Below are 16,577 nucleotides of genomic sequence, written 5' to 3' on the forward strand. Positions count from 1 at the left end.
GCGCCCGCCGGGACAACCCCCACCCACCACCACTGAAGGAACAATCTTGCCCACCACTGCCACCGTGGCCACCCGCACCGACGCATCCAGGATGGACGATCCCAACTGGTGGCGCCAAGCGTCCGTGTACCAGATCTACCCCCGCAGCTTCGCCGACTCCAACGGCGACGGCATCGGCGACCTGAACGGCATCACCGCCAAGGTCCCGTACCTGGAAACCCTGGGCATCGACGCCGTCTGGCTGAGCCCCTTCTACCCCTCAGCCCTGGCCGACGGCGGCTATGACGTGGACGATTACCGCAACGTGGACCCGCGGTTGGGTTCGCTGGAGGACTTTGACCGGATGGCCCACGCCCTGCATGCGGCCGGCATCAAACTGATCGTGGACATCGTGCCCAACCACTCTTCGGACCGGCATGAGTGGTTCCGTGAAGCACTGGCCGCACCCAAGGGGTCCGCCGCCCGCGACCGCTACATCTTCCGCGACGGGCTCGGCGAAAACGGTGACCTGCCGCCGTCGGACTGGGAATCCGTTTTCGGCGGCCCGGCGTGGGAGCGCATCACCGAACCCGACGGCACCCCCGGCCAGTGGTACATGCACATCTTCGCCAGGGAACAGCCCGACTTCAATTGGGACAACCCCGAAGTCCGGGACGACTTCCTCAAAACCCTGCGCTTCTGGTCCGACCGGGGCGTGGACGGCTTCCGCATTGACGTGGCCCATGCCTTGACCAAGAACCTCGAGGACACGCTGCCCAGCACGGCAGACCTCGAGGCCCAGGGCGAAGCACTGTACCTCGAGGGCCGGCACCCGTACTGGGACCGGGACGACGTCCACGACATCTATGCGCAATGGCGCAAGGTGTTCAACGAGTACAACCCGCCGCGGACCGCAGTGGCCGAGGCATGGGTGCACGCGGACCGCCGGGCCCGCTACGCCAGCCCGGAGGGCCTGGGCCAGGCCTTCAACTTCGACCTGCTGCAGGCCGACTTCGACGCCGCCCAGTTCCGGGGGACCATCACGAAGAACCTGGCCGAGGCGGACGCATCCGGCGCATCCTCCACCTGGGTGTTCTCCAACCACGACGTGGTCCGTCACGCCACCCGGTACGGGCTGCCCGCGGCCGCGGACTCCGCCGGGGGCATCATGGCCGGGCAGGCGGGAAAGCAGTGGCTGCTTACCGGCGGCAGGCAGCAGGACGTGGACGTGGAACTTGGCCTTCGCCGGGCCCGCGCGGCATCCCTGCTGATGTTCGCCCTGCCCGGCTCCGCGTACCTGTACCAGGGCGAGGAACTGGGCCTGCAGGAAGTCGGCTGCGAAATTGCCGACTCAGAGCGCCAGGATCCGTCCTTCTTCCGCAACAAGGGCGTGGAGATCGGCCGCGACGGCTGCCGGGTCCCGCTGCCCTGGACAACTGCGGGAAGCTCCTTCGGCTTCGGAGCCGGCGGCTCCCACCTGCCACAGCCGGAATGGTTTGCCGGCAGCTCCGTGGAAGCCCAGGAAGCGAAGGAGGGTTCCACGCTGGCTCTCTACCGCACGGCCCTGGCGCTGCGCGGTGAACTGCAGGCCGCCGAAACGCTGGAGTGGCTGGACACCGGCCGGGATGACGTGCTGGCCTTCCGCCGCCCCAACGGCTGGACCTGCATCACGAACTTCGGCACGGAGCCCGCCGGGCTGCCCGATGGTGAGGTGCTGGTTTCGAGCTCTCCGCTGGAAGCAGGCACGCTGCCCGGCTCCGCCACGGCATGGCTCCGGTGACGGCCGCCGTCAGCACCCTGCCCCGGCGGGCTTTCCACATCGGCATCGATGTTGGCGGCACCTGGATCAAGGGCGCCCTCATTGATGTTGCCAACGGCACTCCCGCCGGCGCTGTCCGCCGCCTGCAGACACCTTCGTGCGGCAGCGTCGACGCCGTGGCCGGAACCATGGCCCGGCTCGTCACGGAACTCGACGCCGGCAACCCCGGGGCCACCGATCACACCGTGGGCGTCGCCATTCCCTCGATCGTGAAGCAGGGAGTGGCGAGGTCTGCGGCAAACCTGCACAGCGGCTGGATCGGGCTGGACGTCCAGTCCTACCTGCAATCCAGGCTTGGCCGGCCCGTCCGCGTCGTCAATGACGCGGACGCCGCCGGCCTGGCCGAAACGCAGTACGGCGCCGGGGCAGCCACCCGGGGCGTTGTGCTGGTCCTGACCCTGGGCACCGGCATTGGCTCGGCCCTGATCGTGGACGGCAGGCTGGTACCCAACTTCGAGCTGGGCCATCTGGAAGTCGGCGGCTTCAAGGCGGAATCCCGCGCATCCGCCGTCGTCCGCGAAAACGAGGGCCTGGACTGGGTGGAATATGCCAGCCGGCTGCAGCGGTACCTCTCACATGTGGAGTTCCTGTTCTCGCCGGACCTCATCATCATCGGCGGGGGAATATCGGCGTGCAGCCACGAATTCCTGCCCCGCCTGTCGCTGCGCAGCCCGGTCATCGCGGCGGGCCTGGAAAACTCGGCGGGCGTGGTGGGCGCTGCCCTGCAGGCAACCACCGGCCGCACCTGAATCAATCAAAGTCACCGCAGTGTGACGTGGAATACTTCAGTACACATGCCGCCGGACGTCCCGGCGGCGGCCGGAAGGGGCTGTGGCCATGCAGGGAACCGTTAACGAGGACCAGGAAGCCCGCGACTTTGTGCTGTCCGCGTTGGCGCGGGAACGGAAGCTCGGCCTCGCAGCGGATCCAGGCTTTGACCGGCGCCTCGACAGGCATTTCCCTACGCTCCGCAGCCTCTTCCATTCCCTGTACGGTGACCGGACGGACTGGCTGGAGCAGCTCTCCGCGCTGGTGGTGCAGAGTGCCCGGTCCTGGCAGGAACGGCCGGCGGAGCTGAAGGTCCTAGATGCGGAGCGGGAGGAAAACCCGGACTGGTTCCAGTCCAACCGGATGCTGGGCGGCGTCTGCTACGTGGACCGCTATGCCGAAAGCCTGGCGGGGGTTCGGGAGCGCATCCCGTACTTCAAGGAGCTGGGCCTCACCTACCTCCACCTCATGCCGCTGTTCCTGGCCCCGGAACCGCACTCGGACGGCGGGTACGCGGTCTCCAGCTACCGCGAGGTCAACCCAAAACTGGGCACCATGGAGCAACTGCGTTCCCTGGCCGCCGAGCTGAAGGACAACGGCATCAGCCTGGTGGTGGACTTCATCTTCAACCACACCTCGGATGAGCACGAGTGGGCCCGGAAGGCAGCCGCCGGCGACCCGGAATACAGCGACTACTACTGGATCTTCCCGGACCGGACCCTGCCGGACGCCTACGAAGCGGACGTGCGGGAAATCTTCCCCGAGAACCACCCGGGGTCCTTTATCCGGATGGCGGACGGCCGGTGGGTCTGGGCCACGTTCCACACCTACCAGTGGGACCTGAACTACGCCAACCCCGCTGTTTTCCGGGCCATGGCGGGCGAGATGCTGTTCCTGGCCAACCAGGGCGTGGACATCCTGCGCATGGACGCCGTGGCCTTCATCTGGAAGCAGCTGGGCACCCCCTGCGAGAACCTGCCGCAGGCACACACCCTGCTGCGGGCGTTCAACGCCGTGTGCCGGCTGGCGGCACCGTCCCTGCTGTTCAAGTCCGAGGCCATCGTGCATCCGGACGAGGTGGCGCTCTACATCGACCGCAAGGAATGCCAGCTTTCCTACAACCCGCTGCAGATGGCGCTCATTTGGGAATCCCTGGCCACCAGGGACGTCTCGCTGTTGGCCCAGGCGGTGCACCGGCGGCACAACATCCCGGATGGCACGGCGTGGGTGAACTACGTCCGCAGCCACGACGACATCGGCTGGACCTTCGCGGACGAGGACGCGGCAGAACTGGGCATCAACGGCTTCGACCACCGCCGCTTCCTGAACTCCTTCTACGTCAACCGGTTCCCCGGCAGCTTCGCCCGCGGCGTCCCGTTCCAGGACAACCCCAAGACCGGTGACTGCCGGATTTCAGGCACGACGGCGTCCCTGTGCGGCATGGAGGTGGACCCGGCTGAGGCGGTGGAACGGATTCTCCTGGCCCACTCGGTGCCGTTCAGCACCGGCGGCGTCCCGCTGCTGTACTTGGGCGACGAGGTGGGGCAGGTCAACGACTATGGCTACGCGTCAGAACCCGGGCATGAGGAGGACAGCCGGTGGGTGCACCGGCCGCATTTCCCGGCCGAGCAGTACGCCCGCCGGCTGGACCCGGCCACACCGGAAGGCGCAGTCTTTGCGGGACTGAAGCGGATGATCGAGGTCCGCACCAGCACCCCGGAACTGGCGGGGACCACGCTGGTCGACTTCGGCACCAACAACCGCTCAGTACTCGGCTACCAGCGGCCGGGGGCCCGGGAGGGTGATCCCACCATCCTGGCCCTGGCCAACTTCAGCGACTCCGCCCAAACGCTCCCTGCGGAAACGTTCGGCGGCTTCTCCTCAGCCGCCGTCGACCTTCTCTCCGAGGCAACCCTGCAGCTGGCCGACGGCGCCACCCTCCTTCCCCGGCAATACCTCTGGCTGCGCGTCATGCCACGGTAACCGGAGGCCGGCAATTGGGACCTGGCCCCGGCCCGTGAAACCATACGGATCATGGCCTCCAAGATTGCGTACCAGGGTGAGCCCGGCGCCAACTCCAATATCGCGTGTCAGCAGATGTTCCCGAATATGGAAAGCGTGCCGTGCGCCAGTTTCGAGGATGCCTTTGAGCTGGTGACCAGCGGCGAGGCGGAGCTGGCCATGATTCCCATCGAGAACTCGATCGCCGGCCGGGTGGCGGACATCCACATCCTGCTGCCCCAGTCCAACCTGCAGATCGTGGGCGAATTCTTCCTGCCCATCCATTTCGACCTGCTGGGCATCCCGGGCAGCACCATTGAGGACGCCACCGAGGTCCACAGCCACATCCACGCGCTGGGCCAGTGCCGCAAGCTGATCCGCGAACACGGCCTCAAACCCGTCATTGCCGGGGATACCGCTGGTTCGGCCCGGGAGGTGGCGGAGTGGAACGATCCCCGCAAGCTTTCCCTCGCTCCCCCGCTGGCGGCGGAGATCTACGGCCTGGAGGTCCTGGCCTCGCGGGTTGAGGACGACCCCTCCAACACCACCCGCTTCGTGGTCCTGGCCCGCGAAAAGGCGCTGCCGGCCCGGGACGAACTTCCCGGACCGGCCGTCACCAGCTTTGTGTTCCGCGTGCGCAACGTCCCGTCCGCCCTCTACAAGGCACTGGGCGGCTTCGCCACGAACGGGGTTAACATGACCCGGCTGGAGAGCTACATGGTGGGCAACGAGTTTGCCGCCACCATGTTCATGGCCGACGTCGAAGGCCACCCCGAGGACCTGCCGCTGAAGCTGGCCCTCGAGGAACTGGACTTCTTCACCACCGAGGTGCGGATCCTCGGCGTGTACGCCGCGGCCGACTACCGGGCAGCCGCCGCAACGGCCTGACGCGGCGCCGCGGAAGCACCCTTGAGCAGTGGTGCGAAGAATGCTCCCAGGTCCGCGGTTGCGGTCAGTGGCAGGACGTTGGCCACGTACTGGTCCGGGCGGACCAGCACGACAACTCCGTTGCGGTCGATGCCGCGGAGGTTGAAGATGTCTGCTTTGGGGTCGGTGGCGTAGACCTTTTCGTAGTCCGTGAGCTTGAAGGGGCCCACCTGGGGCTTGAAGACGGCCGGCACGGCATTGATGTCGACGGCGGTGTGCGGCTGCGGGTAGATGACTTTCAGGTCGAACCACGCGTCCGGGTCGGCGCCGGCAGGGGTGGCGGCCAGCGGGGACTCCGGGGAGTCCGCGAACCACCCGGCGAGCCGGTCCGTGGCGGAGTTGGTGCCCGGCAGCGCGTTGTCGGCGAAGACATAGATCCGCCAGCGGCCATCTGCGGTGGCGTGGTGGCCAAGATGGATGGGGTTGGTGTCCCCCACCCGCACCACGGGCGCGGACTTGAAGCGCTTGCCCACAGGAAATCCGGTGGCCAGGTCCTGGTGTTCGCTGCTGCCAACGATCAGGGACGGGTCGTACTGCGTCATGAACCCGGCGGGGAATTCGGCGGTCTGCACGTAGAAGTCTTCAAGGTCGGAGGGGTGCTCGAATTCCTCCGGCTTCTTGGCCATCATGGTGGACCATTCCTTGTCGAAATCGATGAGGTTCTTCGCCACCACCTGCCGCTCCTCGGAGTAGGTGGACAGCAGACTTTCCGGGCTGCGGCCTTCCAGCACGTGGCCCAGCTTCCAGGCGATGTTGAAGCCGTCCTGCATGGACACGTTCATGCCCTGCCCGGCCTTGGCGCTGTGGGTATGGCAGGCGTCCCCGGTGATGAACACCCGCGGGGTGCGCGTGCCGCGCTCGGCCGGCAGGACGTCGTCGAACCTGTCAGTCAGCCGGTGGCCCACCTCGTACACGCTGTGCCACGCGACGTTCCGGACATCCAACGTGTAGGGATGGAGGATGGCGTTGGCCTTGGCGATGATCTCCTCGATGGTGGTGGTGCGGACCGAGTGCTGGCTGGCCGGGTCCACTTCGCCCAGGTCCACGTACATGCGGAACAGGTGGCCGCCTTCACGCGGGATCAGCAGGATGCTGCCCTCGGCGCCCTGGATGGCGCACTTGGTGCGGATATCCGGGAAGTCGGTGACGGCCAGGGTGTCCATGACGCCCCAGGCGTGGTTGGCCTGGTCGCCGGCCAGGGTGCAGCCGATGGCCTGGCGCACCTTGCTGCGCGCACCATCCGCGCCCACCACGTACTTGGCGCGGACAACCCGCGCCTGCCCTTCGTTGGGCCCGGCCGTGTGCCGAAGCGTCACGGTGACCGGGTAGTCGCCGCTGTCCGCGACCTCCAGGCCCTCGAATTCGTAGCCGAAATCAGGCCTGAGGCGGGTGGGCGAGTTCGCGGCGAACTCCGCGAAGTAATCCAGCACGCGGGCCTGGTTAACGATCAGGTGCGGGAACTCACTGATGCCCATCTCGTCATCCACCGCCCGGGCCGTGCGGATGATGTTCGCGTGGTTGGCCGGATCCGGCTTCCAGAACGCCATCTCGGTGATGCGGTACGCCTCGGCGATGATCCGCTCCGCGAACCCGAAAGCCTGGAACGTCTCCACGCTGCGCGCCTGGATCCCGTCAGCCTGCCCAATGGCCAGCCTGCCGGGACGGCGTTCAATGATGCGGGTGGTCACGTTGGGGAACATGGACAGCTGGGCCGCGGCGAGCATGCCGGCGGGGCCGGTGCCCACGATCAGGACGTCCACGTCATCGGGAAGCTCCTCGGGGCGGTCAAGGCCGACGCCGGCCGCCGGCTGGACACGCGGGTCACCGGATACGTATCCGTGATGGTGGAACTGCACGGGCTTTCCTCACTTCGTCGTGGATGACTACCGGGTTTCTAATGTGTTCTATATCAGAACACATGATTCGATAATCGAAACTATAAGTCTGGCTTCCACTGTACGCCCGATGTGATCCGGGCGACAAGTGCCATCGGCATGCCCGTCAAAAGCCCGGAAAACCAGGGGTTGACGGACCAGACCGGGTGGGCGATAGTGATCGTATACGATTTCGTACCTGATGAGGAGAAGGCTTTGGAGCAGGTCAACGGCGACACCCTGGCGGCAGCACGCAAGGTGATCGCAGTGCACATCAACTACCCCAGCCGGGCCGCCCAGCGCGGCCGCACCCCGGCACAGCCGTCCTACTTCCTCAAGCCTTCCACCTCCCTGGCCGTCAGCGGAAGCCCTGTGGAGCGCCCGGCCGGCTGCGAGCTGCTGGGCTACGAGGGCGAGATCGCCCTGGTGATCGGCAAGGCCGCCCGCCGCGTTTCGATCGAGGACGCCTGGAGCCACGTCGCAGCCGTCACCGCCAGCAACGATCTTGGCGTGTACGACCTGCGCTACGCCGACAAAGGCTCCAACCTCCGCTCCAAAGGCGGCGACGGGTTCACCCCGGTGGGCCCGGCACTGATCCCGGCAGACGCCGTCGACCCCGCCAAACTGCGCATCCGCACCTGGCACAACGGGGATCTGGTCCAGGACGACACCACCGGGGACCTGCTCTTCCCGTTCGCGCGGCTCGTCGCGGACCTCTCCCAGCTGCTCACCCTCGAGGAGGGCGACATCATCCTCACCGGCACCCCGGCCGGCGCCTCGGTCGCGAAGCCGGGCGACGTGCTGGAAGTGGAAGTGGAGACGGTGGACGGCGCCCTCACCACCGGGCGGCTGGCCACCACGGTGAAGGAAGGCACGACGCCGTTCGCGGACTTTGGTGCCCAGCCCAAGGTCGATGACCTGCAGCGGGAGGAAGCCTACGGATCCCGCGAAGCCGCCGGGCTTCCGCGTGAGGCAAGTGCCGCCGTCGGGACTGTCCTCACCCCGGAGCTGAAAGCCAAGCTCGAGTCCGTCGCCACCGCCACCCTGTCCTCCCAGCTGCGCAAGCGCGGCCTGAACAACGTCAGCATCGACGGACTGCAGGCCACCCGCCCGGACCGCCGCGTGGTGGGCCTGGCCCGGACCCTCCGCTACGTCCCCAACCGCGAGGACCTGTTCAAGACCCACGGCGGCGGCTTCAACGCCCAAAAGAAGGCCATCGACTCGGTCAACGAGGGCGAAATCCTGGTCATGGAAGCCCGGGGCGAGAAGGGAACCGGCACTGTGGGCGACATCCTGGCCCTCCGTGCCCAGGTCCGCGGTGCCGCGGCCATCATCACCGACGGCGGCGTCCGCGACTACTCCGCCGTGGCGGACCTGGAGATGCCCACCTACTTCGCCAACCCGCATCCGGCGGTGCTGGGCCGCCGCCACATTCCGTGGGACACGGACATCACCATCGCCTGCGGAGGTGCCACCGTGCAGCCCGGCGACATCATCGTGGCCGATTCCGACGGCATCCTGGTGATCCCGCCGGCCATCGCCGAAGAACTGGTGGCGGACTGCATCCAGCAGGAGAAGGAAGAAGCCTTCATCTTCGAGATGGTCAGGCAGGGCAACAGCGTGGACGGCCTGTACCCGATGAACACTGAATGGCAGGCCCGGTATCAGGAGTGGGAAGCAGGAAACCACAATGAGTGAGGCCACCATGGTTGCCGGCAGCAAGTCGGAGCAGGCGTACCAGGCGGTCAAGGCCCGGATCGTTGAAGGCACCTACACCCCCGGCTACCGGCTGGTGCTGGGCTCCATTGCCAAGGATCTGGGGTTCAGCGTGGTGCCGGTCCGCGAAGCCATCCGCCGGCTGGAAGCAGAGGACCTGGTGACGTTCGAGCGCAACGTGGGCGCCACCGTGGCCGGCATCGACCCCACCGAGTACCTCTACACCATGCAGACCCTCAGCATCGTGGAAGGCGCCGCCACCGCGTTGTCCGCACCGCTGATCGACGGATCCGCCATTGCACGGGCCCGCGCCGTGAACGAGGAGATGCGCGCCTGCCTGGACCACTTCGACCCCGTCCGGTTCACGCGGCTCAACCAGGACTTTCACAGTGTCCTGTTCGAGCACTGTCCCAACCCGCACATCCTGGACCTGGTGCACCGCGGCTGGAACCGGCTCGCGGCCATCCGGTCCTCAACCTTCCGCTTCGTCCCGGGACGCGCCCGCGACTCCGTCGATGAACACGAACACCTGCTGAAGCTCATCGAAACGGGGGCGGACGCCGAACAGATCGAAAAAGCCGCCAGGCTCCACCGCTCCGCCACCCTGGACGCGTACCTGGCCCAGACCAACCACTGACACACCGAGTTAGGACTTCAACGATGACGACCTCAGTCGAGACCAGCACGCATTACGTCCCCGAGGACCTGCCCACCCACATCCAGCACTACATCAACGGCCAGTTCGTTGACTCGGTCTCCGGGAAGACCTTCGACGTCCTGGACCCCGTCTCCAACCGGAACTACGCCACCGCCGCCGCCGGCCAGAAGGAGGACATCGACCTCGCTGTCGCCGCAGCCCGCGACGCGTTCGTGAATGGCCCCTGGCCCAGGATAAAGCCCCGCGAGCGTGCCCGTGTCCTGAACAAAATCGCCGACGCCGTCGAAGCCCAGGAAGCACGCCTCGCCGAACTCGAAACGTTCGATACCGGCCTGCCGATCACCCAGGCCAAGGGCCAGGCCCTCCGCGCCGCCGAGAACTTCCGCTTCTTCGCCGACCTGATCGTGGCCCAGTTTGATGACGCCATGAAGGTCCCCGGCTCGCAGATCAACTACGTCAACCGCAAGCCGATCGGCGTCGCAGGACTGATCACCCCGTGGAACACCCCGTTCATGCTCGAGTCCTGGAAGCTGGCCCCTGCGCTGGCCACCGGCAACACCGTGGTCCTCAAGCCGGCCGAGTTCACCCCACTCTCCGCCTCCCTGTGGGCCACCATCTTCAAGGACGCCGGCTTGCCTGACGGCGTCTTCAACCTGGTCAACGGCCTGGGCGAGGAAGCAGGCGACGCCCTGGTCAAGCACCCGGACGTGCCGCTGATCTCCTTCACCGGCGAGACCACCACCGGCCAGACGATCTTCCGGAACGCGGCCACCAACCTCAAGGGCCTCTCCATGGAGCTCGGCGGCAAGTCCCCCTGTGTCGTCTTCGCCGACGCGGACCTGGACGCCGCGATCGATTCCGCCCTGTTTGGCGTCTTCTCCCTCAACGGCGAACGCTGCACCGCCGGCTCCCGCATCTTGGTGGAGCGCGCCATCTACGACCAGTTCTGCGAAAAGTACGCCGCCCGGGCCAAGAACATCGTGGTGGGTGATCCGCACGATCCCAAGACCCAGGTGGGCGCCCTGGTCCACCCGGAGCACTACGAGAAGGTGGCATCCTACGTGGAGATCGGCAAGTCCGAGGGCCGGCTCCTGGCCGGCGGCGGCCGCCCCGACCACCTGCCCGAAGGAAACTACATTGCACCCACGGTGTTTGCCGACGTCGCCCCCGACGCCCGGATCTTCCAGGAAGAGATCTTCGGACCCGTCGTGGCCATCACCCCCTTCGACTCCGACGACGAAGCCCTCGCCCTGGCGAACAACACCAAGTACGGCCTGGCCGCCTACATCTGGACCCAGAACCTGACCCGCGCCCACAACTTCTCCCAGAACGTCGAGGCCGGCATGGTGTGGCTGAACAGCCACAACGTCCGCGACCTGCGCACCCCGTTCGGCGGCGTCAAGGCCTCCGGCCTGGGCCACGAGGGCGGCTACCGCTCGATCGACTTCTACACCGACCAGCAGGCCGTACACATCACGCTCGGCACCGTCCACACCCCCAAATTCGGCGCCTAAGCCAGCCGGCCGCCGTCCTCCTTTCCAAGACCCCTTTCAAAGAAGAGAGAATCCCATGACCAACTTCGTCCCCACCCCCACCGTCCCGGCCCCGGACATCGTCCGCTGCGCCTACATGGAAATCGTCGTCACCGACCTCGCCAAGTCCCGTGAGTTCTACGTGGACGTCCTCGGCCTGCACGTCACCGAAGAAGACGACAACGCGATCTACCTGCGCTCCCTCGAGGAGTTCATCCACCACAACCTGGTGCTGCGCAAGGGCCCCGTCGCCGCCGTCGCCGCCTTCGCTTACCGGGTGAAATCCCCCGCCGAGGTGGACGCCGCGGAGGCCTACTACAAGGAACTCGGCTGCCGGGTGGAGCGCCGCAAGGAAGGCTTCACCAAGGGCGTCGGCGACTCCGTCCGGGTCGAGGATCCGTTGGGCTTCCCGTACGAGTTCTTCTACGACGTGGAGCACGTGGAACGCCTCACCCAGCGCTACGACCTCTACTCCGCCGGCGAACTGGTCCGCCTGGACCACTTCAACCAGGTCACCCCGGACGTCCCCAAGGGTCGCAAATACCTGGAGGACCTGGGCTTCCGCGTCTCCGAGGACATCAAGGATTCCGACGGCGTCACCTACGCCGCATGGATGCACCGCAAGCAGACCGTCCACGACACCGCCCTGACCGGCGGCAACGGCCCGCGCATGCACCACGTCGCGTTCGCCACGCACGAGAAGCACAACATCATCCAGATCTGCGACAAAATGGGCGCCCTGCGCATCAGCGACCGGATCGAACGCGGCCCCGGCCGGCACGGCGTCTCCAACGCCTTCTACCTCTACATCCTGGACCCGGACGGCCACCGCATCGAGATCTACACCCAGGACTACTACACCGGCGACCCTGACAACCCCACCATCACCTGGGACGTCCACGACAACCAGCGCCGCGACTGGTGGGGCAACCCCGTGGTCCCGTCCTGGTACACCGAAGCCTCCCTGGTCCTGGACCTCGACGGCAACCCACAGCCGGTCATCGTCCGCGAGGAGAAGTCCGAAATGGCCGTCACGGTCGGCGCGGACGGCTTCTCCTACACCCGCAAGCCCGAAGGTGAAGCCGCCGAGGGCTTCAAGCTGGGAGTCCAGGTCTAGCCATGCTGGAGCCAAAGACGATTGAGGCCATCGCGGACGAGCTGGTGGAAGCCGGCCGGACCCGCACCCCTGTCCCCCGCCTGACAGCCCGCTACCCGGACATGACGGTGGAGGACTCCTACGCGGTGCAGCAGCTGTGGCGGCGCCGCAACCAGGACGCCGGCCGGACCCTGGTGGGGCGCAAGATCGGCCTCACGTCCAAGGCCATGCAGGCCGCCACCGGCATCACAGAGCCGGACTACGGCGCCATCTTCGATGACATGGTGCTGGACACCGGCTGCTCCGTGGAGTGGGACCGGTACACGCACCCGCGGGTTGAGGTGGAACTGGCCTTCGTGTTGAAGGAGGGGCTGAAGGGCCCGGGCGTCACCATCTTCGATGTCCTGAAAGCCACCGACTACGTGGTGCCGGCCCTCGAGATCCTGGACTCCCGGATCGAGATGGAGGGCCGGACCATCGTGGACACCATCTCTGACAACGCTGCGATGGGCGCCATGGTGATCGGCGGCAACCCGGTCAAACCCGATGCCGTGGACCTCCGCTGGGTCTCCGCCATCCTCTACAAGAACCAGACCGTGGAGGAAACCGGCGTGGCCGCAGGTGTCCTTGACCATCCCGCCAACGGGGTCCACTGGCTCGCCAACAAGATCGCCGCCCACGGCGACGCGTTGAAGGCCGGGGACATCATCCTGGCCGGGTCCTTCACCCGCCCCATGTGGGTCTACAAGGGCGACACCGTCCACGCCGACTACGGCCCCCTGGGGAGCGTGACATGCCGTTTCGAATAGAAGACACCTTCCGCTCCGCACTCGCTGAGGCGGACCGGCCACTCGCCGGGATGTGGGTGTGCTCCGGAAGCCCGCTGGTCGCCGAACTCTGCGCCGGGTCCGGCCTGGACTGGCTGCTGGTGGACGCCGAGCACAGCCCCAACGGCCTCGAGTCCATCCTGGCCCAGCTGCAGGCCGTCAACGGCTATCCGGTCCACGCCATGGTCCGGCCGCCGGTGAACGACACCGTGCTGATCAAGCAGTACCTGGACCTGGGCGTGCAGAACCTGCTGATCCCCATGGTCAACTCGGTGGCCGAAGCGGAGGCCGCGGTGGCGGCCACGCGCTACCCGCCGCAGGGCGTCCGCGGCGTTGGCTCTGCCCTGGCCCGCGCCGCCCGCTGGAACCGGGTCCCGGACTACCTGGCCCGCGCCAGCGACACGATCAGCGTCACCGTCCAGATCGAATCCACTGCTGCCGTCGAGGCTGTCGAGGACATCCTCGCGGTGGACGGCGTGGATGCGGTCTTCATCGGCCCCTCAGACCTCGCGGCGTCCATGGGCCTTTTGGGCCAGCAGGAACACCCCCAGGTGCGCGCCGCCGTCGACCACTGCCTCTCCGCCGCCCAAGCGGCAGGCAAGCCGGCCGGGGTCAACGCCTTCAACCCCGACACCGCCCGGCACTACCTCGCGAACGGCGCCGCCTTCATTCTGGTGGGGGCCGACGTCGCGATCCTGGCCCGCGGCTCGGAAGCTCTCGCCGGGAAGTACATCACGCCGGCCGGCGGCACCCCCGCCAGCTACTGACCGCCCACACCGCCGGCTCCGTTCGCTCCAGCACAACTGTCCTGCGCACAAAGACAAGAGCCTGGACCGGCCCGCCAACCACACTGGGAGTAAGCCGCTATGCCGACCGGCTGGCGTCCTTGCCTACTCGAAGTGGAGTATCCCTTGGAAACCTATGATGCGCTCCTGGCGTCCATCGCTCCCGCTGCCGGCACCGGCCGGACCATTTTTGACCCGGCCACCGGCGAGGCGGTGGGCGACGCCCCCATCCACGATCTCGACCATTTGGAAAATGCCGTCGCCGCAGCCGTCGCGGCCCAGCCCGCCTGGGCTGCCCTGGGCCACGAGGCCCGGTCCGCCGCGCTCCTCAAAGCAGCCAACGCCGTCGAACGCTCCGCCGAGGAACTTGCCCAACTGCTCTCCCGCGAGCAGGGCAAACCTTTGAACGGCCCCAACGCCCGCTTCGAAGTCGGCGCCTGCGTCGCCTGGCTCCGCGCCACCGCCGGCCTGCCGCTGGAACCGGAAACCCTCGTGGATGACGGCGAAACCCGCGCCGAGCTGCACTACCGGCCCATCGGCGTCGTCGGCGCCATCGGGCCGTGGAACTGGCCCATGATGATCACCGTCTGGCAGCTCGCCCCCGCCCTGCGGATGGGCAACGCCGTGGTGGTCAAGCCGTCCGAATACACTCCGCTTTCGGTCCTGGCCCTGGTCAAGGTCATCAACGAGGAACTGCCGGAAGGCCTCCTGGCCGTGGTGTCCGGCGACCGCAACGTGGGAGCCCGGCTGGCCGAACACCCGGCGGTCGGCAAGGTCATGTTCACGGGGTCCACCACGACAGGCAAGGCGATCATCAGGTCCTCCGCCGATACCGTCAAGCGGCTCACCCTGGAACTCGGTGGCAACGACGCCGGCATCGTCCTGCCCGACGCCGATCCCCAGGCCATCGCCCAGGACATCTTCTGGGGTGCCTTCATCAACACCGGCCAAACCTGCGCCGCGCTCAAGCGCCTCTACGTCCACGAGGACATCTACGACGCCGTGTGCGACGAACTCACCAACGTGGCCAAGGCCATGCCGATGGGCAACGGCCTGGACGAAAACAACGTCCTGGGACCGCTGCAGAACCAGGCACAGTACGACGTCGTCGCGAACCTTGTGGAGGCAGCGAAGGCTTCCGGAGCACGCATCCTCCTCGGCGGGAACCCGGACACTGACCAGCCCGGCTACTTCTACCCCACCACCCTCGTGGCGGACATGGACAACGGCAACCCCTTGGTCGCGGAGGAACAGTTCGGCCCTGCCCTGCCAATCATCCGCTACAGCACCATCGATGAAGCAGTGGAGAAGGCCAACGGGCTCGACGTCGGCCTCGGCGCCTCCGTCTGGTCCCCGGACCTGCAGGCCGCCCGGGACGTCGCCGCCCGTCTCCAGGCAGGAACCGTCTGGATCAACCGGCACGGCGCCGTGGACCCGCGCATCCCGTTCGGCGGAGCCAAGCAGTCCGGCTATGGGGTGGAGTTCGGCGTCGAAGGCCTCAAGGCGCTCGGCGTCCCGCAGGTCATCAACGGTTAGGGTTGCCGGCCCGGAACTGCCCCGGTCCTGGGAGTGCTAGCCCATGGCCGGGGCAGCGGACGTGCGTCCGGCGAACTGCCGGCGTGCCCAGCGGGCGAGCTTCTTCCCCTTGCCCTTCCACCAGTTGTCCTCGTCCTGGTTGTAGTGGAAGCGGAAAACGATGGCCACCAGCACGAACATGCCCATCACCACATCCACCCAGGACGACACCACCAACGCGATGAAGACCGTCAAGGCGTTGGCCATGATCGATGGGATGGCCAGGGTGCGGAACACAGTGCTGGCCACGAACCGCCGGTGCGACCTGGGGACGGACAACTCGCGGACCATGTCGAAGCAGACACAGACCACCACGATGGTCTGCCCGAGGGCAAGCAGGATCTGCCCCGGCATAGAGCCGCTGAAGGCCGTCACCGCCTCCATTCCCGGGCTCACGGCCGGGCCTTGCTGTCATGAACTTTGCTGAGAACCTTAAACACGGAAAACCCCCAGAACTTGCGGACCCACCGCCGCTGATCCGGCGATGGGTCCATTCAAGTTTCAGGGGGCTTTTCCGTCACGAGTAGCAGGTACTCTATTTCGGCGCCGCGCCGGAACCCGGTACCTGCCTTGCCTGGTTCCTACTTGCCGATGGCCCGCGGCCGCCACACCACCATGGCCTGGGACCTGGGCCGGGGCCGCTGCCCGCGCGCCAGGCTCACCACGTCACCGGCGGCGCCGGCAGCAAAGATCCGGGAATCCACCGCCCGCGGACGGCGCCCCAGTTCCTCGGTGAGTTCAGAGATGCGGCTCTGGAGGGCAGCCACCTGGTTTTCGAGTTCCAGGATGCGCTTGATTCCTTCCAGGGACACACCCTCCTGGGACAGCCGCTGGACTTCCCGCAGCATGTTCACGTCCCGCTGCGAGTAGCGCCGCGACTTGCCCGGGGCGCGGCTGGGCTTGACGATGCCCAGCCTGTCGTACTGCCGCAGGGTCTGCGGATGCATGTCCGCCAGCTCGGCCGCCACGGAGATCACGAAGATCGGCTGGTCAGCACTGATGTCCACGGCTCACCTCCGC

The 16,577-nt window shown here is 67.0% G+C and carries 14 protein-coding genes; 11 read left to right on the forward strand and 3 right to left on the reverse strand.

What is annotated here, in order from left to right; all coding sequences use genetic code 11:
- The first annotated feature begins 46 nt into the window (after positions 1-46).
- The 4 genes from HNO81_RS03950 (at position 47) to HNO81_RS03965 (ending at position 5,455) form a co-directional block, all read left to right on the forward strand.
- Positions 47-1,759 (forward strand): glycoside hydrolase family 13 protein, encoded by a 1,713-nt coding sequence (locus tag HNO81_RS03950; protein WP_175316832.1) that lies wholly within the window; start codon positions 47-49, stop codon positions 1,757-1,759.
- Positions 1,747-2,547 carry a polyphosphate--glucose phosphotransferase gene (ppgK, locus tag HNO81_RS03955; RefSeq protein ID WP_175316833.1) on the forward strand — a complete coding sequence of 267 codons (801 nt, stop codon included), beginning with the start codon at positions 1,747-1,749 and terminating at the stop codon, positions 2,545-2,547. Before HNO81_RS03950 ends, ppgK begins: the two co-directional genes overlap by 13 nt.
- An 88-nt stretch (positions 2,548-2,635) precedes the next feature.
- A complete protein-coding gene (locus tag HNO81_RS03960; protein WP_175316834.1) occupies positions 2,636-4,549 on the forward strand; it encodes an amylosucrase in 1,914 nt (637 codons plus the stop codon).
- A gap of 51 nt (positions 4,550-4,600) precedes the next feature.
- Complete coding sequence (locus tag HNO81_RS03965; RefSeq protein WP_175316835.1) at positions 4,601-5,455, forward strand: prephenate dehydratase; 855 nt, start codon at positions 4,601-4,603, stop codon at positions 5,453-5,455.
- On the opposite strand, the gene HNO81_RS03970 is transcribed toward HNO81_RS03965, so the two are convergent.
- Entirely contained in the window at positions 5,428-7,350 is a 1,923-nt protein-coding gene (locus HNO81_RS03970) for an FAD-binding monooxygenase (RefSeq protein ID WP_175316836.1), read from the reverse strand. The genes HNO81_RS03965 and HNO81_RS03970 overlap by 28 nt on opposite strands.
- Before the next feature lie 234 nt (positions 7,351-7,584).
- On the opposite strand from HNO81_RS03970, the gene HNO81_RS03975 reads away from it, so the two are divergent.
- The 7 genes from HNO81_RS03975 to HNO81_RS04005 all read left to right on the forward strand — a co-directional run bounded on the left by HNO81_RS03975 (position 7,585) and on the right by HNO81_RS04005 (position 15,518).
- Complete coding sequence (locus HNO81_RS03975; protein WP_175316950.1) at positions 7,585-9,066, forward strand: fumarylacetoacetate hydrolase family protein; 1,482 nt, start codon at positions 7,585-7,587, stop codon at positions 9,064-9,066.
- Positions 9,059-9,721, forward strand: coding sequence for a GntR family transcriptional regulator (locus HNO81_RS03980; RefSeq protein ID WP_175316837.1), 663 nt, complete (start codon positions 9,059-9,061; stop codon positions 9,719-9,721). The genes HNO81_RS03975 and HNO81_RS03980 overlap by 8 nt, the downstream gene beginning before the upstream one ends.
- A 23-nt stretch (positions 9,722-9,744) precedes the next feature.
- Positions 9,745-11,256 carry a 5-carboxymethyl-2-hydroxymuconate semialdehyde dehydrogenase gene (gene hpaE / locus HNO81_RS03985; protein WP_175316838.1) on the forward strand — a complete coding sequence of 504 codons (1,512 nt, stop codon included), beginning with the start codon at positions 9,745-9,747 and terminating at the stop codon, positions 11,254-11,256.
- A 55-nt stretch (positions 11,257-11,311) separates the two neighbouring features.
- Positions 11,312-12,391, forward strand: coding sequence for a 3,4-dihydroxyphenylacetate 2,3-dioxygenase (hpaD, locus tag HNO81_RS03990; RefSeq protein ID WP_175316839.1), 1,080 nt, complete (start codon positions 11,312-11,314; stop codon positions 12,389-12,391).
- A 2-nt stretch (positions 12,392-12,393) separates the two neighbouring features.
- Positions 12,394-13,179, forward strand: a complete 786-nt coding sequence (gene hpaH, locus HNO81_RS03995) for a 2-oxo-hept-4-ene-1,7-dioate hydratase (protein ID WP_175316840.1) — start codon at positions 12,394-12,396, stop codon at positions 13,177-13,179.
- The gene (locus HNO81_RS04000) at positions 13,164-13,964 is read left to right on the forward strand and encodes an HpcH/HpaI aldolase/citrate lyase family protein (protein ID WP_175316841.1); all 801 of its coding nucleotides are present in this window, start codon (positions 13,164-13,166) and stop codon (positions 13,962-13,964) included. Before hpaH ends, HNO81_RS04000 begins: the two co-directional genes overlap by 16 nt.
- Positions 13,965-14,108: 144 nt before the next feature.
- Positions 14,109-15,518, forward strand: coding sequence for an aldehyde dehydrogenase family protein (locus HNO81_RS04005; protein ID WP_175316842.1), 1,410 nt, complete (start codon positions 14,109-14,111; stop codon positions 15,516-15,518).
- 36 nt (positions 15,519-15,554) lie between these two features.
- On the opposite strand, the gene HNO81_RS04010 is transcribed toward HNO81_RS04005, so the two are convergent.
- Positions 15,555-15,941, reverse strand: a complete 387-nt coding sequence (locus HNO81_RS04010) for a hypothetical protein (RefSeq protein ID WP_175316951.1) — start codon at positions 15,939-15,941, stop codon at positions 15,555-15,557.
- 197 nt (positions 15,942-16,138) lie between these two features.
- Positions 16,139-16,564: a heat shock protein transcriptional repressor HspR gene (locus HNO81_RS04015; RefSeq protein ID WP_175316843.1), complete on the reverse strand. Its 426-nt coding sequence runs from the start codon at positions 16,562-16,564 to the stop codon at positions 16,139-16,141.
- Positions 16,565-16,577: the final 13 nt, after the last annotated feature.

This window comes from Pseudarthrobacter sp. C4D7 (assembly GCF_013359725.1).
Taxonomy (GTDB): Bacteria; Actinomycetota; Actinomycetes; order Actinomycetales; family Micrococcaceae; genus Arthrobacter.